Below are 19,957 nucleotides of genomic sequence, written 5' to 3'. Positions count from 1 at the left end.
ACCCGGCCGGCCTCTTTCTCAACGGGATGCCAGAGATGACCCTGATTGTTTCCGCCGCTCCGCCGGCCGAGCGAGGATCGTTCGCCGTGCCGGCCGTGCTGACCGATATCGCCTACGGACTGTCGTTGCCGCTCGTTCTGCTGCTTGCCTGGGAAAGCTCGGCGCGCTTCGGCTGGCTTCCCCAGCAGATCCTGCCCGCGCCGCAGGTGGTCTGGGCCACCCTTGTCGAACTGTGGAGCGACGGGTCGCTGGTCGATCACACGCTCCAGAGCCTGAAGCGCGTCGCCATCGGTTTCGGGGTCGGTGCGCTCATCGGTCTCGTCTCCGGCGCCGCGCTCGGCCTCCTGCCCCGGGTCCGGGCCTTCGTCTGGCCGGTCTTTTCGGCGATCGCGCAGGTGAACATGCTCGCCTGGCTGCCGCTCCTCGTTCTCTTCATCGGCATCGACGAGGAACTGAAATATGTCAGCATCGCCTGGGCCGCCGCGATACCGGTGATCCTTGCGACCACCCGCGCCATCACCGATGTGTCGCCGAAACTGCTGGAGCTTGGCCGCGTCCTCGATTTCACGCCGCTCCAGCGCGTCTCGAGCATCGTCCTGCCGGCGGCACTGCCCTCGCTGTTCACCGGCATCCGCGAAGGCCTGGCGTCCGCCTGGCAGAACATGGTGATCGTGGAACTGTTCGCATCCTTCGAAGGGCTCGGCTACCTGATGGTCTGGGGACGCCAGCTGTTCCAGCTGGAAATCGTCATTGCCGCCATGATCGTCATCGCCGCGATCGGCCTCGCTCTCAACGCATCGCTGGAATATCTCGAACGGTTCGTGCAGCCGTGGAAGACGGAGGCCGACCGTGAGCGCTGAGACCTTGCCGCGGCACCGCCTCACCCTCGTAACGCGGCATTGGCGTCCTGCCGCCGCCTTCGGCGCCCTTTTCCTCCTCTGGCTGGCGGCGTCGCGGTTCGCATGGGTAGATCCGCGGTTCCTGCCCTCGCCGTTCGCGGTCGTCACCCGTGCCGGAACGGAACTGACCGCCGGCACGCTGGCGCTCGACGTCGTCGAGAGCCTCCGCCGCAACCTGACGGGCTTTGCGCTCGGCACCGCAGCCGGCCTGTCTCTCGGGCTGGTGCTCGGTTTTTCGCGCACGGCCGAGCGGATCGTCGGCCCGACGCTTCTCGCCTTTCGACAGATCGCGCTGTTTGCCTGGGTGCCGCTCCTGTCCGTCTGGTTCGGCGGAGCGGATGCCGGAAAGATCGCCTTCATCGCCGTCGCCGCTTTCCAGCCCGTCGTCATCAATACATGGCGCGGCGTGCGCGAGCTTCCGGCCGCCTATCGTGAACTGTCCGACGTGCTCTTGTTCAGCCGGCTCGATTTCGCCCGTCTGGTGGCCCTTCCCGGCGCCCTGCCCGCGATTTTTACCGGCCTTCACTCCGGCCTGATCTATGCCTGGCTCGCCACGCTCGGCTCGGAGCTGTTTCTCAACGTCACGCCCGGCATTGGCGGACGCCTCAACGAGGCCAGCCAGCTGTTCGACATGGGCCTCTTGGTTCTCGGCATCATCGTGCTGGCCGGGATCGGCCTTTTCTACAACAGCTCCGCCCAATGGCTGGAGACTTGGATACTCAGGAGACGAACGCGATGAACCAGATCTCTCACGCATCCACATTCCAGACGGCGCCGCCCGCCCTGCAGATCCGCGGGCTCGACAAGAGTTTCATCGTTGCGGGTCGAGCACTGAAAGTGCTGGAAGACATCGACCTGTCCATCCGGTCCGGCGAGTTCGTCACGATCGTCGGTGCGTCCGGCTGCGGCAAATCCACCCTGCTGCGCCTGATCCTCGGTCTCGATCTCGACTATCAGGGCGATGTTCTCGTCGATGGCGCACGGGTTCAACGGCCGGGTCTCGACCGGTCTATCGTCTTTCAGGATCACAGGCTTCTACCCTGGCTCAACGTCGAGGCGAATGTCGCGGCCGCGCTCAGGCGCAGTCCACTGTCGCGAGCGCAGAAGCGGGAGACGGTGCGCGAGCATCTTGAGCTCGTGGGGCTGACATCGTTCGCCCACGCCTATCCCGCCCAGCTGTCGGGCGGCATGGCCCAGCGCGTCGCCATCGCCCGCGCGCTCGTCAACCGCCCGCGCTTTCTGCTTCTCGACGAACCGCTCGGGGCGCTCGATGCACTCACGCGCCTCAGGCTGCAGGACGAACTGAAGCGGATCGTCGAGCACGAAAAGACCACGGCCCTGCTCGTGACCCATGATGTCGACGAAGCCGTCCACCTCGGCCACCGGATCGTTGTGATGCAGCCCCATCCCGGCCGGATCGCCACCGTGCTCGCCATTTCGGAAGCGGCCCGGCAGGACCGTTCCAGCCGGGAGTTCATCGCGCTGCGCGACGAGGTTCTTCGGCTTCTTGGCGTCGATGCCGGCACCGGCGCGGGAACGCGGTCGGCAGGCGCGCCCGAAACGTTTGAAAAACGCGGCCAGCAGGAGAGGCAAGACGCATGACACACCGTCCCCAGTTGAAACTCGGAGCCTTTTTGATGTCGCCCGGCCACCATGTCGCAGCATGGCGGCACAAGGGCGCCACCGCCGATCTCGGCTCGAATTTCCGCACCTATGCGGACATCGCCCGCAAGGCCGAGGCGGCGAAATTCGACCTCCTGTTCCTGGACGACAATCTGGCGGTCAAGGATCTCGATCCGGAGACCGGCGCGCGCTCGGCGCGTTCGGCATTCTTCGAGCCAATCACCCTGCTTGCCGGTCTTGCCGCCCTGACCGAGCGCATCGGTCTGACGGCGACCGTTTCGACCACTTTCAACGAACCCTACACGCTCGCGCGAAAATTCGCCTCGCTGGACGTGCTGAGCGAGGGGCGTGCGGCCTGGAACCTCGTAACCTCCAATCTGGAGGTCGAGGCGCGCAATTACGGCACCCAGCCGCACCTGCTGCACGAGAAACGCTACGATCGCGCAGAGGAATTCATCGACCTCGTCGTCACGCTCTGGAACAGCTTCGAGGACGATGCCTTCCTGCACGACAAGGACAGCGGGCTCTTCTACGATCCCGACAAGCTCCACGCTGCAAACCACGCCGGCGCTCATTTTTCCGTTGCGGGTCCGCTCAATGTCCGCCGGTCGCCGCAGGGACAGCCGGTCATCGTGCAGGCCGGCTCCTCGGAGCCGGGCAAGGAGCTCGCGGCGCGCACGGCGGAGGTTGTGTTCACCGCGCAAAACACGCTGACCGAGGCCCAGGCCTTCTATTCCGATCTCAAGGGCCGCATGGCCAAATATGGGCGGGAACCGGACGAACTAAAGGTCATGCCCGGCATCTTTCCCGTGATCGGCCGCAGCCTCGCGGAGGCGCAGGAAAAATTCGAGGAACTGCAGGACCTGATCCATCCGGCCGTGGGCATCCGCCTGCTCTCCGACATGATCGGCGGTTTCGACCTCTCGGCCTATCCGCTCGATGGCCCGGTGCCCGAACTGCCGGAAACCAATGGCGGGAAAAGCCGCCAGCATCTGCTGTTCGAGATCGCCCGACGCGACAATCTGACGATCAACCAGCTTGCCAAGCGTATCGCCGGCGCGCGCGGCCACTGGCAGGTGGTCGGCACGGCTGCCGATATTGCCGATCAGCTCGAGGATCGCTTCGTCAATGGCGGTGCGGACGGTTTCAACATCATGCCGCCGACGCTGCCTGGCGGACTCGATGACTTCATCGCATTCGTCGTGCCGGAACTGCGCAGGCGCGGACTGTTTCGCACCGAGTACGAAGGCGCCACGCTGCGCGAGAATCTCGGCCTTCGCAAGGCGAGACAATCGACGGCAAGGCTTGATCGAGGACTGCAAGCCGCGGAATAGACCGTTCGATCTTCTCTATCGCAGGGATGCCAAGCGTCACCCCACCTCAAGAGGCGATCGCATTCAGGAAAGGCAGAAAATGGTCGATTTGATCGCTGGCATCATCGATGTCTTTGCGGATGTGCCCTTGACGGGCAATCCGCTCGCCGTGGTTCAAGGAGCCGATGACCTGAGCGACGAGACGATGCGGCGGATCGCCGGCGAATTCCATCAGGCCGAGACGACGTTCATCCTGCGGAGCACGCGCGCCGACTGGGAATTGCGATCCTTCACCGCAAGCGGCGCGGAAGTGTTTGGCGCCGGCCACAATGCGCTCGGCGCATGGCTGTGGCTCGGTGAGCACGGCGATCTCGGATCGTTGACACGTGCGCGGACCTTTCACCAGGAGATTGGCCCGGATGTCCTGCCGATCGAACTCGTGTCGATCGACGCCCGCGTCCACGGGCGGATGCGCCAGGGTCCGTTGCGTCTGTCGGAACCGCTGGACGATGTCGCGCCGTTGGCCGTGGCTCTTGGCCTCGAACACGGCGATATCCTCCCGGAGCCCCCGCCCCGCCCTGCCGATACCGGGGCGGCACATCTGCTGGTGCGTGTCCGCAACGCCGCAACGGTCGATAAAGCGCGACCGGACGCCGGCGCATTGCTGGCCGTTCTGAACGGCACGCCCGCCGAGGGATGCTACATCTATGCGTTCGATCCCGACAATCCCGAGACGGCCTATGCCCGCTTCTTCAACCCGACCGTCGGCCTGTGGGAAGATGCGGCAACCGGAACAGCGGCCGGGCCTCTGGCAGCCTATCTCGCAGCGACCCAATTTATCAAAAACGATGAACTGGCCATCGAACAAGGCACCCGAATGGGCCGCCGCAGCATTCTGCGTGTCCGGCTGAGGCCCGAACCTGAACTGTCCGGAACAGGGGTCGTCGTGCTCAAAGGCTTGCTGCGGGTCTAACTAAGGTTCTCTTTCGAAGGCCTGCTAGCAGTTCCGAAAGCTGTTGGCTCCCAAAGCCAGCACAAGATATCGGCCACTTTGATGATAGCGCTGAGGACTCCGTCGTCTGACCAGCTGTATTGGACGGGATCCTCGATCCGTCCTGCAAAGGCCCTTTAACAAGAATTTGACAGGAGATGTGTCGGTCCTTGTCACTGCCTTAGGCCGGTCGCTCTGGAAATATGGTCATTCCGTAGATGTAAGGCGCTGAGCCCCTTGTCCTTGACCTCGCCGTGGATGACGCGGTCCATCGGGGGGCTCCTTGCGAATGCGCTACATTTTCTTGGAACGGCGGCTTGATCGAAGCGTCTACGGGGATCGCGTTCAATCCCTCAGGCCATGCAATCGTACCGCATCAGTTCAACTTTTGTCTGACAGCAGGGTCAACAGTGCGGGATTGATGTAAAGATTTTCACGACCGGATTTCACCTCTTGAAGCAGGCCCAGACCGACGAGGGTCTTTAGATACGTAGAAGCTGCTTGTCGCTGCGCGATACCGGCTGAGACAAGATCACCGATGCGGCAATATGGATTAACAAAAATGACCTCGGCGAGTTCGCGCGTGTAAATCCGGGGAGCTTCCCGCCGCAGACGCTCTGCGGTCTGATCGAGAAGCTCACGGATGGCGCGAATCTTTGAGGTTGACCATTCAGCGGTCGCGCGGACGGCTTCGAGCATAAAAAGTATCCATGCCTCCCAGGCCGCTTCAGCCGTTACTGCAAGCAGAAGGTCATAGTAGGCTCGCTTGTTCTGGATGATGTGACGACTGAGATAGAGAACCGGAATTTCCAGGAGTCCCTGATCGACAAGGTACAACAGGTTGAGAACACGCCCAGTACGTCCATTGCCGTCGATAAAGGGATGAATGGCCTCAAACTGGTAGTGCATGACGGCAAGACGGATCAGGGGGTCGACATCCTTGGCCTCGTGGATGAAACGCTCCCAATTGGTCAGCTTTTCGCGCAGAAGATCCTGACCTTCGGGCGGCGTATAAATAACGGCGCCAGTCGCCTCATTCATCAGGGCCGTACCGGGTGTTGCCCGGATGTCGAGATCGATGCCCTTGATTGTCCGGCAGACCTCGATGGCCGTCGCGGTGGAAAGGGGACGCTCCGCCAGCGTATGGAAACCCCGGTTCAGAGCTGTACGATACCGCAGAGCCTCTTTGGTGGCCGGGTCGGCCTGGTTTCCTTCTTCATTGGCGAAGCGAAACAAGCGATCCGTCGTCGTCACAATGTTTTCTATCTCGGAACTGGCTTGGGCCTCAAGGAGCGGGATGGAATTGATGAGGACGGCCTGGTTCGGGATCAATTGGCCGGCAACTTTCAGTTCTGCAATGGCAGCCCGCGCGCCGATACAAGCCCGCAGGATTGGTTTCGATTCAATGTCGACGCCCGGGGGAAGAGGAGAAAGGTCGTTATGGGGCCGTTTGGGATCAAAGGACATGTTCGCGTTCTGCAGGTTCGTCAACATGTCATGCGTATATGTCGATAGCGACGACATGTCGGAGAAATATGTCGATATAATCGCTTTTTATCGACATATTGCCGCAGACGCAAGGATGGCAAGACGGCTCCTGATCTAACCTGCGACGTTAAGACGCCGGATTTGGCGCGCGCTTTTCGTGTCTCCCATGGGCGAGATTCGCATCATTGAGGCATCCACGTCATCAAGCGCTCCGCACCGACTCAGAAAACGCCGGCATCCCGTCGATAGCGTGGCATCCAATGTTCGAACCACGAACACGACGGTCATGGTCACCCATGCTGCAAAACGGCCACTGACGCCCGCATACGGCTAGGGGGAACATCGTGAAACCGGCCCCAGGCGCGGCGCAACTGCCGTGTGGAGGCAAAGCCGCTTCGCTCCGCGACGGTCTCCATGTCGAGCTGCGAGCCGGCCAGCAGTTCGCGCGCCAAGGCGATCCGCATCCGGTTGACGTAATCGATGACGGTCATTCCCGTGTGCTCGTTGAACAGGCGCGAAAGATTGCGCGGACTTGCCGCCGCAACATTGGCCAGTCGTTCGACCGACCAATCGGCGGCGGGATCGGCGGCGACCGCATCCTGGGCCCGGTGAATGCTTGGATGAATGTGGTTGCGCCCTTCGAGCCAGGGGGAGAGTTGGGGATCGCTGCCGCCGCGACGAAGATAGACGACGAGGTAGCGCGCCACCGCCAGCGCCACCGCATGACCGGCCATCCGCGCCACCACATGGAGCATCAAATCCACGCCGGTGGTGATCCCGGCACTGGTCAAACGCTCGCCATCCTCGACATAGAGCCGGTTTTCCAGAACGCGGGCCGCGGGCGCGAGCCGGACGAGATCGGCCGTGCAGGCATGATGCGTGGTGCAGTCGTGTCCATCGAGCAGTCCGGCACGGGCAGCCGTCAGCGCCCCCGAACAGATCGACACCAGCCGGATGCCGGGCCGGATCACCTGCTTCAGCCAGGCGATGATGGCATCTTCCAACGGCGCGTCCGCCTCGTGATCCGGCCGGACACCTCCCAACGGTATTTCAGCGCTGCCGGGCATGACGACCAGGGCCTGATCCGGCAGGTCCCCGGGCAGCAGGCCGATGCCCGCAATATCCAGTCCGATGGAACTTCCTGTTGTTGGCGAGGGACCGACATAGGCAATGGTGAAACGAACGGCATCCTGTTCAAGATTGGCTTTGCGCAGCACCTCCATCGGCCCCGCGATGTCCAGCAGCAGAACACGGGGCGGCACGACGACGAAAACCGGAATTTCCACCGGAGGATGGGCGTCGTCCCTCACGCCGCACGATCCGCCACTCGACCGGCAAGCGCATCTTCGACCGTTGCGATCCGCGCGAAACGATCGGCGAGAACCAGTTCGGTTCGGGCGCGAATGTCTGCGCCGCTCCACCTGCGGCCGCTGGCATCGGTCATCGGGAACGTGAGCGTGGCCTCGCCGACATAATCGACGGCATAACCCAGATCGGACGCGTGTCGCGTCGTCGTTTCGCAGCACTGTTCCGTGCGGATACCGGAAATAATGACCCGCTGAATGCCGTTGCTGGTCAGCCAGACATCAAGCCCAGTTCCCACCAGCGCACTGTGACGGCGCTTCCTGAAAACAGCATCCGGCGCGATGCGAAGAGGCGCCAGAGCCGTTACAAATCCGGAAGCCTCGGAAAAGACGCCGCTGTCTTCGACATGAAAGACCTGAACAACGAGAATTCCCGCAGCCTTCGCCCCGTCGATCAGTGCCTGCTGCCGCTCGATATAGGCTGGCACCATCCCGTCGTCCCAATAGTCGCGATGCCGGAAGGATTCTTGAGCGTCGATGACGATCAGTGCAGTTTCGGACATTGTCGTTTCCCCAAGGTGTTGATCCAGCGGTATTCTACGCCTTGTATCTCAAGAACAAAGGCCACTTCCGGACGACAAGCGGACAATTCGCGCCAGAATAAGAAAGCTGCCGGATCTCGATATCGGTCATCGTCGATAGGCGTCGGGATTCGGCGGCGATCAGCATTGCCGGACGATCGGCAGGGCTCCGGCGATCGCGATACGCTGGAGCGTGCCGCCGCTCATCGCGACCGGATCATCAACGAACGCGTCCGTCTCCTAACGTTTTCCCTGCGGAATATTTTTCTTTTCGCTTGTAAAATTTTTGTCCGTTGTGAATTTGGAGATGGTGGAAAGACCCGCCGGAGTGACGACGAGCAGGAAGCATCCGTGGCAAAGAAAAGCTACAAGTCGATGGACGAATTTGCCGGTGCTTGCGGCGTCTCGCGCCCGACGCTGTCGAAGTATTTCCACGATCCGTCGAACGTCAAGGAGGTTACGCGCAAACGCATCGAGGCGGCGTTGAAGAAGTCGAACTTCGAGCCCAATCTCTTTGCCCGGCACCTCAACCGCAAGCGCACGCGCAACATCGGCGTGCTCGTTCCCACCATCTCCGATCCTTTCTACGTGCAGGTCGTCACACTCATTGAACTGGAACTCCGCGCCCGCGGATTCTGGCCCATCCAGATTTCGTGCCACACGCGGCCCGATCTGGAAGAGGAAGCGATCCGGACGCTCCTGGCACTGAAGGTCGCCGGCGCCATCGTCGCGCCGCTGGGTGCCGGGTCCCGGGCATCGACGCTCCAGAGACTGACGGACACGATCCCCGTCGTCTGTTTCGACAGTCCGGCAAGCTTCGACCTGCCCTATGTCGGCAACGACAATGCCCAGAGTGTTGCGGCCATGGTGCAGTATCTCTGTCGCTCGGGCGAGCCTCCGGTCTTTCTGGAAATCCCGCAGGTCAACGAAAACTCCGGCGAGCGGCAGGAGAGCTATCGGGCGACGATGCTGAAGGAAGGGCACGAGCCGCTCGTGATCGACTGCGAGACGCCGGCGTCCTGGGAATTCGAACGGCTGGGCTTCGAGCAGATGCAGACGATCCTGAAGCGGGACGGCCTTCCCGGCCGTACGCTCTTCTGCGCCAACGATCGCTTCGCCTTCGGGGCCATGGCCGCGGCCTTTGCGGCCGGGCTGAAGATCGGGCGGGGAGAGGGCTGCGACGTGCGGATCGCCGGCCATGACGACCATCCGCTCAGCCGCTATACCTGCCCGCCTCTGACGACCATGGCGCAGAACGCAGCCGCCATCGCCTCAACGAGCGTCGAGATCCTTCTGCGCCGGATCGACGATCTCGACGAGGGGCGCCCGATGCAGGACGACAAGGTCATCCTCGAGGCAACGCTGGTCATGCGGGAGTCCGCTTGAATTTTATCGTCGTGCCTGGCGGCTTTCTGCATCGAACGCAGCCCAGGCCGCGGCGGCGGCCTCCAGCGCCTCCCGCGCTTGCGGAATGATGCCGCCCATGGAGACGAAGCCGTGGATCTGACCCGGCCAGGTCTTGACGATCACCGTCGCCTCCCTCTGCAAGCGCTCGGCATAGGCCGCACCCTCGTCGTAGAGCACGTCATGACCGGCAAGAGCGACGAACGCCGGGGCAACGCCGTGCAGCGATGAAGCCAGCAGCGGAGACAGGCGCCAGTCCGTCCTGTCGGCATCTTCCGGCAGATAGTGCGCGCGAAACCAGGCCATGCCGGCGGCGGTCAGCCCGAAATCCTGCGCGTAGCGGCGATAGCTGTCGGAGCCTTGGCTCTGATCCGTCACGGGATAGATCAGGATCTGCGCCGTTAGTCGCGGCGCAGTGCCGTCGCGCGCCATCAGCGCCAGAACGGCCGCGAGGTTCCCGCCGGCACTGTCGCCGCCGACCGCGATGCGGGCGGCATCGATACCGTAGCGCTCGCCGTGTGCCGCCATGTCGGAGAGAACCGCGGCGCAGTCGTCGATCGCGGCGGGAAACGGATCATCGGGTGCGAGCCGGTAATCGGGCGAGATAACGACGGCACCTGCCAGATTGGCAAGGATGCGGCAGATGTCCTCATGGCTCTCCGGCGCCCCGATGACCCATCCGCCACCATGAAGATAGAGAAGGGCCGGCGCGCCTTCGACGGGTGCGCCCTGCCCGCGCCAGATCCGGAGACGCAATGGCCCAAGAAAGCGCTCCTCCGTCGCCGCGACGTCTTCGAGCGGCTTCTGCATCGGGGCGAACCCTTCGAGAAAGCCGCTGCGGGCCTCCTCTGGCGACAGGGTCTCGATGGGTGGCGCATTGTCGCTGGCCGCCATATCAAGGACGCGCTTGGCGGAGAGATCGAGCCCGGTCATGCGAGCAGGCTCCGGGCTTCGTCTTCCCGCAGTTCGGACGGCTGGTCCACCCCGCCTTCGATGGCCTGCGCGACCCCGGTTTCGCCCGCCTGCAGAATACCTTCCATGATCTCCAGCACATGCAGCGCAAGGTCACCGGAGGCGCGCGGCGAACGCTTTTCCTCGATCGCCCGAGCGAGATCGGCAAGGCCCAGCATGCGGTAGTTCGCCCTGTCCGGCGCATCGACCGGCCAGTTGACGGCGCCATAGGGAAGCGTCGCCGTATCCGTCGTCTTCCAGTCGTCACCCCGCTCGGAGAGCGCCACCGTGCCGCCGAACGTGTCCGGGTCCGGCAGGCGCAGCGAGCCTTCGGTGCCATGCAGTTCGATCGGATGGTTGGAGTGGCGGAAAACATCCCAGGACGCGCCGAACGTGATCGTGGCGCCACTCTCGAATTCGAGCAGCGACAGGACGCTCGTCGGTGTTCCCACGGAAAAGCGCGTTCCCCTCTTCGGGCCGTCTGCGGTGATCAGCCGGTCCTTCTGGCCGCTGGTGGCCACGGCCTGTACCCGCCTGACGGGACCCATGAGGTTGACCAGCATCGTCAGGTAGTAAGGGCCCATGTCCATCACGGGGCCGGCACCCGGCTGGTAGTAGAAACCGGGATCAGGATGCCAATGCTCCATGCCGCGCGCCATCATGAAGGCGGTGCCGGTCACCGGTTTGCCGATCGCGCCGGATTCCATCAGTCGCCGCGCATACCGTCCGGCCGCACCGAGAAACGTATCCGGCGCCGAGCCGATCAGAAGCCCGCGCGTAGCAGCTTCGCTCACCAGCCGACGGCCGAGTTCCGCCGTCACTGCCAGCGGCTTTTCCGTGAAGACATGTTTCTGCGCTTCCAGTGCCTGCATCGAGATGTCGAAATGTGCCGCGGGAATGGTGAGGTTGAGCACGAGGTCCACATCGGCTGCCGCCATCAGGGCATCGACGCTGCTGGCCCGCAAGCCGAACTGCGCGGCGCGCTGCTCCGCTGCCTGCGGGTTGACGTCGGCGCAGGCGACGATGTCAACGCCGCGGAACAGCGGCGTGTTGCGCAGGTAAGCCATCGAGATGTTGCCGCATCCCACGATGCCGATCCTAAGTGGTTGGCGAAGAGTGTCCGTCATGTCCTGAACCTGATCGTTGCGCCGCGTGGTCAAAAACACGCAGACAAAATATGTTGACGTGCGATAATAATTTATCTTACGTACAACCAACCAGGCTGGGAGGCAACGGTGACATCCATCAAAATCGCGACGAATTCCGGCCAAGTCCAGGCTTTCGAGGCCTGCCGCTGCCGTGTGCCCCATCGCCTGCAATTCTGCCGGGCCCGCCTTCTCGCCTGAAGAGACCGGCGCGGTCTCTGCCGGGAAAAACAGGCAGAGGCGCTCGCACGACGGACCCGAAAACGATGGGCCCGAAAACCATGACAGGAACCGACAGATGACGAAAACGGAACGGGCGTTCGGCTGCCAGACCTACACGTGGGAGATGCTCGGAGCCGGCTGGAAAGGTGGGCCTGACGATCTGATCGCGGCGATCGCCGAAGGCGGTTACACCGGCATCGAGATCACCAACACCATGATCGGCGATTATGCGGAGCGCCCCGCCGACTTCCGGCGCGCGCTGGACGATGCCGGCCTGACGCTCGTGTCCTTCGCCTTCGGCTCCGACAGCGGCTTCACCATGCCCGACCGGATCGAAGACGATCTGGATGCCGTCAAGCGCTGGGTGGATTTCGTGGCCCGCTTTCCCGGTGCGCTGGTGTCCCTCGGCTCGGCCACCTCGGTGTCGGATGCGCCGCGGGAAGACGGGTTCGGTGTTGCATCCGAGATCTACAACAAGGCGAGCGATATCGGGCGCGCGGCCGGCGTCACGGTCGCCGTCCACCCCTCCTCCCATCACCGGACGCTGCTCTACACCCGCAGTGATTACGACGAGATCTTCTCGCGCCTCGACCCGCAGGTCGGCTGGGTGCCCGATACCGGGCATATTCTGCGTGGCGGCCAGGTCATGGCCGAGACGCTCACCGCATTCCAAGATCGCATCCGCTACGTCCACCTGAAGGACGTGGATGCTGCCGGCGACTGGGCGATGCTCGGCGCCGGGGTCTGCGACATTGCCGACGTCATCGACATCGCCAGTCAGGCGCCGCATTTCAACGGCTGGATCGTCGTCGAGGAGGAAAGCGAAGAGGCCGGCAAAGACCCGGCAAGCGCCGTGCGCGTCAACCGCGAGACGCTGTCGCGCATGGGCTTTGCCGATACCCGCAAGGGAGCGCAATCGTGATCCGCAAACGGGAGAGACGGCTCCGGGTCGGCGTGCTCGGATGCGGACCCATCGCGCAGTTCGCGCATCTGGAATCCTGCGTGAAGGCTGAGAATGCCGATCTCTACGCCATCTGCGATGCGGCGCCCGACCTTCTGGCACACATGGCGGCCACCTACGAGCCGCAGCGCACGTTTGCCGATTACGACGCGATGCTGGCCGACCCCGATCTGGAAGCCGTGATCGTCGCGACGTCGGATGCCTATCATGTGCCGATGTCGATCAAGGCGCTCCAGGCCGGCAAGCATGTGCTGTGCGAAAAGCCGATCGGCGTATCCATCGAAGAGGGCGAGGCGCTCGCCCGTGCCGTCGATGCCTCGGGCAAGATCCTGCAGGTCGGCCATATGAAGCGGTTCGATCCAGCGCTGGAGGCGGCACGGGATTTCGTGCGCGACGACATGGGCGAGATCCTAGCGCTGAAGGCCTGGTACTGCGACAGCACGCATCGCTACACCAATACGGACGCCATTCAGCCGCTGCCGGTTTCCAGCAAGCTGGCGCGCCGGCCGGGTGGCAATCCCAAGGCCGATCTCCGGCAATATTTCATGCTGGCGCACGGGTCGCATCTGGTCGATACCGCCCGTTTCTTCTGCGGCGATATCGTCGCCGTCCGCGCGCGTCTCGCGACGCGCTTCGGCGCCTATTGCTGGTTCGTCGAAACCGAATTCGCCAATGGCGCGCTCGGCCATCTCGACCTGACGGTGGCGGTGCGTATGGACTGGCACGAGGGCTTCCAGCTCTATGGCGAGAACGGCTCGGTCGTCGCGAAAACCTTCAATCCCTGGTACTTCCGGTCCTCCGAAGTGGATATCTTCCACGAGAAGGATGCGACGTCGCGGCGCCCGCTCGGGGCCGACGGCCACTTCTTCCGCCGGCAGCTTGAAGGACTTGCCGATACGGTCCTCGACGGTGCGCCGATGCGCGGCGCCGATGTCCATGACGGCCTCGCCTCCATCCGCGCCATGGTGGCCATCGCCCGCTCGGTGGAGAGCGGCGAGCGCGTCGAACTCGCCTCCGTCACGGGAGCGGTCTGATGCAGCTCGGCATCTTTGCAAAGACCTTTGCCGGCACCGATCCCGCCGCCGTGCTGCAGGCGGCGCAGACGGCTGGCTACGAGACCGTGCAGTTCAACCTCGCCTGCGCCGGGCTGCCGTCCCTGCCGGATGAGATCGAGGACATGGCCGCGCTGTTGGCGCGGATCGATGCGGCACGCTTGGCCTCCCGCGTCGGCATCGCTGCCCTGTCCGGTACCTACAACATGGCCCACCCCGATCCCGAAGTTCGCGCGCGCGGACGGCAGGCCCTCGGCCGCGTCATCGATATCGCGGGCACGCTCCGCATCCCGCTCGTCACGCTCTGCACCGGCTCCCGCCATCCGAGCGACCAGTGGGCGCACCACACCGACAATGCCACGCCGGAGGCCTGGGCCGACATGACAGAGGAGATGGCTGCGGCCCTCGACCGTGCGGACGCGTCGGGGATCGTGCTCGGCATCGAGCCGGAACAGGCCAATGTCGTCAGATCTGCCGAAGAGGCTTGCCGGCTGATCGCGGAGATGGGTTCGAACCGGCTGAGGATCGTGCTTGATCCCGCAAACCTGTTCGAGAAGGCCGATGCAAACGAGGCCCGCGAGATCGTCGCACGCGCCGTGGATATCGCAGCCGGTTTCACGGCCATGGCGCATGCCAAGGACCGCCATGCCGATGGCCGGTTTGCAGTACCCGGGCGCGGCGTTGTGGATTTCGGCGATTTCATCGCACGCCTGCGCGCCTCCGGCTTCCACGACGCCGTCGTGACCCACGGCCTGGAGCCGGAAGAAGCACCCCATGTGGCGCGGTTCCTCGCGCCTCTGCTTGCGGTGCCCGCATGACGCAAGCGGTTCTTTTCCAGCACGGATTGGGCGGTGACGACGCGCAGGCTGCGGCTAATTGGCCGGAGACGGCGGATGCGCTTCGGGTGACCGTCAACTGCCGCGGCCACAAGGATACGCCGCTCGGCCCCGACCGGCCGTTCGGCATCCCGCTCTTCGCGCAGGACGCGCTCGACGCGATGGCCGATCATCGCACGTTCGTCGCGGCCGGCATTTCGATGGGTGCCGCAATATCGCTCCATCTCGCCTGCCGCCATCCCGCGCGCGTGACGGGTCTCATCCTCGTCCGACCTGCCTGGAGTTTCGCGAGCGCGCCCGACAATATGGCCCCGATCGCCGAGATGGCGGCCCTGCTGCAGCGTCTCCCGCCCGAAGCTGCCCGCGCCGAATTTTCCACAGGCGAAACCGGACAGCGCCTTGCAGGCGAGGCGCCCGACAATCTCGCCTCGCTGCTCGGCTATGCCGACAGGCCGCAGGCCGCCCTCTTCGCCGAGGTCCTGGCCGATATCGCCGCGGGTTCCCCCGGTGTCACACGGCACGAGGTCGAGGCCGTGCGGCTTCCCACGCTGATCATCGCCAACGACCACGATGCGATCCACCCGCAGGCCTGCGCTGAAACGCTCGCGGCCACGATTCCCGGCGCCCGGCTCGTCAGCGTCGTGCCGAAGGCGCTGGACCGTGATCGCCACCACCATGAGGTCAAAGCCGCGATTGCGGACTTTCTCGCCCTGCACGCTCGGAGAACGCCATGATCGACAATCACGCCTACGCCATCTCGTCCCTGCCCCGCGACCGGCTGCTGGCCGAATTCTCGCTCTGGTCGGCCGATCTGGTTAACCTGCAGCGCGACCTGAACCGTATCGAGGCGGTGGCAGACCTCCACCATATCGACGTCGCGGACGGGCGGTTTGCGCCGGGATACCTGTTTTTCCCCGATCTCGTGGCCCAGATCGCACAGCACACGAAGGTTCCGATCCACGTACACCTGATGGTGGAAGCCGACAGCGTGGAGGCGCAGGCAGCGCAGTTCATCGAAGCCGGCGCCAGCCTTCTCAGCGTCCACGCCGAAAACGGCGAAGCGGGCCTTCGGGCACTGGCGACGGCGCGCGCGGCCGGTGTCGTCGGCGGCGTGGTCCTGCGGCTCGAGACCCCGGTCGAGGCGATCCTGCCGTTCCTGCCGCATGTGGGCATGGTCACGCTGCTCGGCACGCGGATCGGCGTCAAGGGACAATCGCTTGCGCCCGAGGCCTGCAGCCGGCTTGGCGAAGCGCGACGCCTCATCGAGGCGGCGGGGCGCCCCGATATCATTCTTGCGGCCGACGGCGGCATTCGGGAGACGACGGTGCCGGATCTGCGCGCGGCGGGCGCGGAAACGGTCGTGCTGGGTTCGCTGGCCTTCGGCGCGTCCGATCTCGCCGCCCGGATCGACTGGCTGCACGGGCTCGGCGGCAGGGCGGCATGACCGCCGTCGCACTCGCCTTCGATCTCGGCGGCACGGATCTGCGTGCGGCCATCGTCAGCCGCGCGGGCGAAGTGCGGCAGTCCCTGACGGTGCCGACCCGTGCCCGCGACGGCGTCGATGCGGTGCTCGACCAGATGGCGTCGCTTGCCGAAAAGCTCACGGCGCAGGCGGACGACGAGATCGCGGGCGTCGGGCTCGGTGCACCCGGCCCGCTGGATCCGGTGGCAGGCATCATGATCGCGCCGCCGACACTTGCCGGCTGGCACGATATTCCCGTGGTTGAGCGCTTGTCCGCGCGGCTGGGCCTTCCAGTCTTCCTGGACAACGACGCGAATGTGGCGGCGCTTGGCGAGTGGCACTACGGTGCCGGCCGCGGCTTCGAAACCGTGCTGTTCGTCACCGTCTCCACCGGCATCGGAGGCGGCGTCGTCTCCCATGGACGCATATTCCACGGCAGCCGCGGCCTTGCCGTCGAGATCGGCCACATGACGCTCTCCGGTTCCGGCCCGACCTGCCTTTGCGGCAATGTGGGTTGTTTCGAGGCGCTGGCATCAGGAACGGCCCTCGGCCACCGCGGTGCGGAGGCCGCTCTCCGGCCCGGCGGAGAGAAGATCGCCGCAGCACAGAGCGACATCGGACGCCCGGGCGCGCGCGCGGTGGTGGAGGCGGCAAGGGTCGGCGATCCTGTCGCCCTCGCTTTGATCGCGCAGGAGGCGGAATGGCTCGGCATCGGACTGACCAACCTTCTGCACATCTTCTCGCCGGATATCGTCGTCATTGGCGGCGGACTTTCGAATGCCTTCGATCTCCTGATCGGTGGCATCCGCAGCGTCGTCGCGACGCGGGCCATGTCGGCCTATCGCGACGTCGTCATCGTGCGGGCCGAGCTCGGAACGAATGCCGGACTGGTGGGTGCGGCGGGGCTGGTCCTTCCGGCGCAGGGCGTCGTGACGCGCGGCGGCGATCAGACGTAGCGGACCTCGACGTCCAGCTTGTCGAGGCGGCTCCGAATGGAATAGGGCATGCCGGTATCGGTGATGATCATGTCGACCCGCGACAGCGGGAAGGCCTTGGACGACGCGCCGATGTCCCACTTCGTGGAGTCCGCGACCAGGATGACGCGCCGCGCCATGCGCACGAGGTTGCGTTTCGTGCGGGCGATATCCTCGGACACATCGACCACGTCGAATGCGTGATCGATGGCATGCGCGCTGACGAATGCCTGGTGCGCCACCAGCCCACCCACGGCCTTGTCCGCATCGGAGACAATGGTGCTGACCGTATTGGGAAACACCCGTCCGCCGATCATGTGAACGTCCAGTCCCGGGCGATACATCAGGTGCTGGGCAATGTTCATGGCGGTGGTGGCGACGACGACATTGTGGACGGGCGGCATCTGCATCGCCAGTTGCAGCAGCGTCGAGCCGCTGTCGAACACGATGGACTGGTTGTCGAGGATCAGCCGCGCCGCCATCTGCGCAATGCGCCGCTTGGCTTCGAAATTGCGGTTCATCCGCTCCTCGAAGGCAGCCGCCGGCGAGTCCACCGGCAAAGCGATCGCGCCGCCATGGGTCTTGATGAGCTGCTTCTTCGCATCGAGATGTTCGAGGTCCGAGCGAATGGTGACTTCGGATACCCCGAAGCGCTCCGCAAGTTCGCGGGTCTTAGCCTGACCCACGCGCTGGAGCTCGAGCATGATCTGATGTCGTCTTTGTTCTGCAAGCATGACGGATCCGATGAGGAGGAACGATGGTGACTTTCGAAAAACGAAACTAGCATTCGCGACATGATACGAAAACGAGCATGTGCAGTGCAATATCGCGGAAGAAATAATCAGTCATCGGTAAACTAAATTGCAAACGAAAGAAATCGAAATATTGAATGTTTCTTTTCTTTCGAGTTAGCTGCAACGCATACGCAGAAAGACATCAACGGAGGAGATCATCATGGGCCTTGGAACCAAAGTACGGCTGTCGCGCCTGTTCTCGCATGCATCGGGAAACCTTTTCGGCGGCGCCGTCGATCATTTCGTCGGCTATGGCAATGTGCGCGAAGGCGGACTTGCGGACCTGCCCGGCGCGCTGGAGCGGGTCATGGCGGGAGGCCCTGACTATATCAGCATCCAGCCGGGTGCCGCCCGGCACCTCTGGTCGGCCTATGCCGGCAAGGCAGCGCTGGTCATCCAGGCCGGCTGCTTCACGCCGGACGACCGCATCCGGCAGCTCATCGCCACGCCGGAAGATGCGGTTCGCTACGGCGCCGATGCGCTGGCCGTGGCCATTCCCGTGCGCGGCGATACCGAAGGCCACTACATCCGCTGGCTGACCGACACCGTCAACGCCGCCGCACGCTTCGAAATGCCCGTCGTCGCCCACGTCTATCCCCGCGATTACGCCAATGGCGGCAAGATCGTCTTCACACCGGATGAAATCGCCTATGCCGTCCGCATCGGCTTCGAGACCGGCGTCGATGTCATCAAGGTCGGCTACACCGGCGACTTCGACAGCTTCAAGGAAACCGTCGCCACCTGCCCGGTCCCGATCGTCATTGCGGGCGGACCGAAGACCGATACCCTCCTGGGCGCACTGACGCAGACCAGCGACGCGCTGCGCGCCGGTGCCCGCGGTGCCGTCGTCGGCCGCAACCTCTGGGGTCACGGCGATACGACGAAGGCTGCCCGCGCTTTCAAGTTCGTCATTCACGACGGCATGGCGCCCGAAGCTGCCCTGACGGCCGCAGGCGCCTGACGCCATGGCACCGCACCGCCTCGACGTTCTCGGCTTCGGCGCCGTCGCCATCGACGACATCGTCTATGTCGATCGGCCGCTGAAGGCCGGGAAGGGCAAGGTCGTGGGGCGCACGCGAGACTTCGGCGGCAACGTCGCGACCGCCCTCGTGGCGGTTGCGAAACTGGGCGGCCAAGCAGGCTTCATCGGCTGGCTCGGCAGCACGCCGGACGAGGATCCGAGTGCCGGCGAACTGGAGCGGCAGGGCGTCGACGTTTCCCGCGCGCCGCGCCGGGCAGATGCCCGTGCCATCCGCTCCGTCATCACCGTCGGGCCGGACGGCGATCGTTTCATCGCCTATGACGACGATGTCCCCCACGGGACCTGCCACGATCTGAGCGACGAGACGCTGTCGGAGGCTCGTGTTCTGCTCGTGGATGGGTATGCAACGCATTCCGAGCGGACCGTCGCGCGGGCGCGCGCCCTCGGATTGTCTGTGGTTGCCGACATCGAATGGTCGATCGGCACGGCGACGGACCGTCTGATCGCTCTTGCCGATCATCTCGTCCTGCCGCTGGCCTATGCCGAGGCGCAGACAGGCGAGACCGCGCCTGCCGCCATCCTCCGACATCTGTGGACCGACGACCGGGCAGCTGTCGTCCTCACCGACGGCGATCGCGGCGCCTTCGTGAGGCAGGCGGGCGACGCCGGAAACTGGCACGTGCCGGCCTACGCGGTTCGTGCTGTGGATACGACGGGCGCGGGCGACTGCTTTCATGGCGCCTACGCCCTGGCACTGGCGCGGGGGCAGCCGCCGATCGACTGCGTCCGATTTGCAGCAGCTGCCGCTGCCATCTCCGTCACCGGAAAGGGTGGTCGAATGGCCCTTCCCGATCACCTCGCCTGCACCGCGCTGATGCAGGCAGCGGGCGCGCCGCGACCGCTGGCGATGTCCTGAAGCGCAGGCAGCGAACACGCCAATAAAATTGCACGCGTAAAAAAATATTTTTTCATTCG

Annotated in this window: 20 protein-coding genes; 14 read left to right on the top strand and 6 right to left on the bottom strand. The window is 64.3% G+C overall.

All coding sequences use genetic code 11. The features are described 5' to 3' along the window. Nucleotides 1-35: 35 nt before the first annotated feature. The 5 genes from G8E10_RS25975 (at nucleotide 36) to G8E10_RS13895 (ending at nucleotide 4,808) form a co-directional block, all read left to right on the top strand. Nucleotides 36-860, top strand: a complete 825-nt coding sequence (locus tag G8E10_RS25975) for an ABC transporter permease (RefSeq protein WP_281517570.1) — start codon at nucleotides 36-38, stop codon at nucleotides 858-860. Further along, on the top strand, nucleotides 850-1,638 hold the full coding sequence (locus tag G8E10_RS13910; RefSeq protein ID WP_167129751.1) for an ABC transporter permease subunit: 789 nt from the start codon (nucleotides 850-852) through the stop codon (nucleotides 1,636-1,638). Before G8E10_RS25975 ends, G8E10_RS13910 begins: the two co-directional genes overlap by 11 nt. Further along, nucleotides 1,635-2,501 carry an ABC transporter ATP-binding protein gene (locus tag G8E10_RS13905; RefSeq protein ID WP_167129749.1) on the top strand — a complete coding sequence of 289 codons (867 nt, stop codon included), beginning with the start codon at nucleotides 1,635-1,637 and terminating at the stop codon, nucleotides 2,499-2,501. The genes G8E10_RS13910 and G8E10_RS13905 overlap by 4 nt, the downstream gene beginning before the upstream one ends. Then, a complete protein-coding gene (locus G8E10_RS13900; RefSeq protein ID WP_167129747.1) occupies nucleotides 2,498-3,856 on the top strand; it encodes an LLM class flavin-dependent oxidoreductase in 1,359 nt (452 codons plus the stop codon). The genes G8E10_RS13905 and G8E10_RS13900 overlap by 4 nt, the downstream gene beginning before the upstream one ends. A 79-nt stretch (nucleotides 3,857-3,935) precedes the next feature. Then, nucleotides 3,936-4,808 (top strand): PhzF family phenazine biosynthesis protein, encoded by an 873-nt coding sequence (locus tag G8E10_RS13895; protein WP_167129745.1) that lies wholly within the window; start codon nucleotides 3,936-3,938, stop codon nucleotides 4,806-4,808. Between the two features lie 399 nt (nucleotides 4,809-5,207). Here G8E10_RS13895 and fic read toward each other — a convergent pair whose 3' ends face one another. The 3 genes from fic to G8E10_RS13880 form a co-directional block, all read right to left on the bottom strand. After that, nucleotides 5,208-6,293, bottom strand: coding sequence for a protein adenylyltransferase Fic (gene fic, locus G8E10_RS13890; RefSeq protein ID WP_167129743.1), 1,086 nt, complete (start codon nucleotides 6,291-6,293; stop codon nucleotides 5,208-5,210). 311 nt (nucleotides 6,294-6,604) lie between these two features. Further along, nucleotides 6,605-7,624 (bottom strand): GlxA family transcriptional regulator, encoded by a 1,020-nt coding sequence (locus tag G8E10_RS13885; RefSeq protein WP_245420169.1) that lies wholly within the window; start codon nucleotides 7,622-7,624, stop codon nucleotides 6,605-6,607. Then, entirely contained in the window at nucleotides 7,621-8,181 is a 561-nt protein-coding gene (locus G8E10_RS13880) for an isochorismatase family protein (protein ID WP_167129740.1), read from the bottom strand. The genes G8E10_RS13885 and G8E10_RS13880 overlap by 4 nt, the downstream gene beginning before the upstream one ends. A gap of 369 nt (nucleotides 8,182-8,550) precedes the next feature. On the opposite strand from G8E10_RS13880, the gene G8E10_RS13875 reads away from it, so the two are divergent. After that, nucleotides 8,551-9,585: a LacI family DNA-binding transcriptional regulator gene (locus G8E10_RS13875; RefSeq protein ID WP_132714341.1), complete on the top strand. Its 1,035-nt coding sequence runs from the start codon at nucleotides 8,551-8,553 to the stop codon at nucleotides 9,583-9,585. Nucleotides 9,586-9,588: 3 nt separating this feature from the next. Here the strand turns inward: G8E10_RS13875 and G8E10_RS13870 are convergent, their stop codons facing one another. Next, the gene (locus G8E10_RS13870; RefSeq protein ID WP_167129738.1) at nucleotides 9,589-10,536 is read right to left on the bottom strand and encodes an alpha/beta hydrolase; all 948 of its coding nucleotides are present in this window, start codon (nucleotides 10,534-10,536) and stop codon (nucleotides 9,589-9,591) included. Then, entirely contained in the window at nucleotides 10,533-11,681 is a 1,149-nt protein-coding gene (locus G8E10_RS13865) for a Gfo/Idh/MocA family protein (protein WP_167129736.1), read from the bottom strand. The genes G8E10_RS13870 and G8E10_RS13865 overlap by 4 nt, the downstream gene beginning before the upstream one ends. Nucleotides 11,682-11,997: 316 nt before the next feature. Between G8E10_RS13865 and G8E10_RS13860 the strand changes: the two genes are divergently transcribed. The 6 genes from G8E10_RS13860 to G8E10_RS13835 are packed head-to-tail and all read left to right on the top strand — an operon-like array spanning nucleotide 11,998 to nucleotide 17,188. Next, nucleotides 11,998-12,843, top strand: a complete 846-nt coding sequence (locus G8E10_RS13860) for a sugar phosphate isomerase/epimerase family protein (RefSeq protein ID WP_167129734.1) — start codon at nucleotides 11,998-12,000, stop codon at nucleotides 12,841-12,843. Next, entirely contained in the window at nucleotides 12,840-13,916 is a 1,077-nt protein-coding gene (locus tag G8E10_RS13855) for a Gfo/Idh/MocA family oxidoreductase (protein ID WP_167129731.1), read from the top strand. Before G8E10_RS13860 ends, G8E10_RS13855 begins: the two co-directional genes overlap by 4 nt. After that, nucleotides 13,916-14,752, top strand: coding sequence for a sugar phosphate isomerase/epimerase family protein (locus tag G8E10_RS13850; RefSeq protein ID WP_167129729.1), 837 nt, complete (start codon nucleotides 13,916-13,918; stop codon nucleotides 14,750-14,752). Before G8E10_RS13855 ends, G8E10_RS13850 begins: the two co-directional genes overlap by 1 nt. After that, a complete protein-coding gene (locus G8E10_RS13845; RefSeq protein WP_167129727.1) occupies nucleotides 14,749-15,504 on the top strand; it encodes an alpha/beta fold hydrolase in 756 nt (251 codons plus the stop codon). Before G8E10_RS13850 ends, G8E10_RS13845 begins: the two co-directional genes overlap by 4 nt. Beyond that, complete coding sequence (locus G8E10_RS13840) at nucleotides 15,501-16,214, top strand: ribulose-phosphate 3-epimerase (RefSeq protein ID WP_167129725.1); 714 nt, start codon at nucleotides 15,501-15,503, stop codon at nucleotides 16,212-16,214. The genes G8E10_RS13845 and G8E10_RS13840 overlap by 4 nt, the downstream gene beginning before the upstream one ends. Continuing rightward, the gene (locus G8E10_RS13835; RefSeq protein ID WP_167129723.1) at nucleotides 16,211-17,188 is read left to right on the top strand and encodes an ROK family protein; all 978 of its coding nucleotides are present in this window, start codon (nucleotides 16,211-16,213) and stop codon (nucleotides 17,186-17,188) included. The genes G8E10_RS13840 and G8E10_RS13835 overlap by 4 nt, the downstream gene beginning before the upstream one ends. On the opposite strand, the gene G8E10_RS13830 is transcribed toward G8E10_RS13835, so the two are convergent. Further along, the gene (locus tag G8E10_RS13830) at nucleotides 17,179-17,940 is read right to left on the bottom strand and encodes a DeoR/GlpR family DNA-binding transcription regulator (RefSeq protein ID WP_110802029.1); all 762 of its coding nucleotides are present in this window, start codon (nucleotides 17,938-17,940) and stop codon (nucleotides 17,179-17,181) included. The two genes, G8E10_RS13835 and G8E10_RS13830, sit on opposite strands and share 10 nt — an antisense overlap. A gap of 220 nt (nucleotides 17,941-18,160) precedes the next feature. Between G8E10_RS13830 and G8E10_RS13825 the strand changes: the two genes are divergently transcribed. Together G8E10_RS13825 and G8E10_RS13820 are read left to right on the top strand one after the other, a co-directional pair. After that, entirely contained in the window at nucleotides 18,161-18,961 is an 801-nt protein-coding gene (locus tag G8E10_RS13825; RefSeq protein ID WP_092937443.1) for a beta/alpha barrel domain-containing protein, read from the top strand. Nucleotides 18,962-18,965: 4 nt separating this feature from the next. Continuing rightward, entirely contained in the window at nucleotides 18,966-19,898 is a 933-nt protein-coding gene (locus tag G8E10_RS13820) for a PfkB family carbohydrate kinase (protein ID WP_167129721.1), read from the top strand. The last annotated feature ends 59 nt before the right edge of the window (nucleotides 19,899-19,957 follow it).

The organism is Ferranicluibacter rubi, from assembly GCF_011603255.1.
GTDB lineage: Bacteria > Pseudomonadota > Alphaproteobacteria > Rhizobiales > Rhizobiaceae > Ferranicluibacter > Ferranicluibacter rubi.
This window is presented reverse-complemented; position numbering and strand designations above follow the sequence as displayed.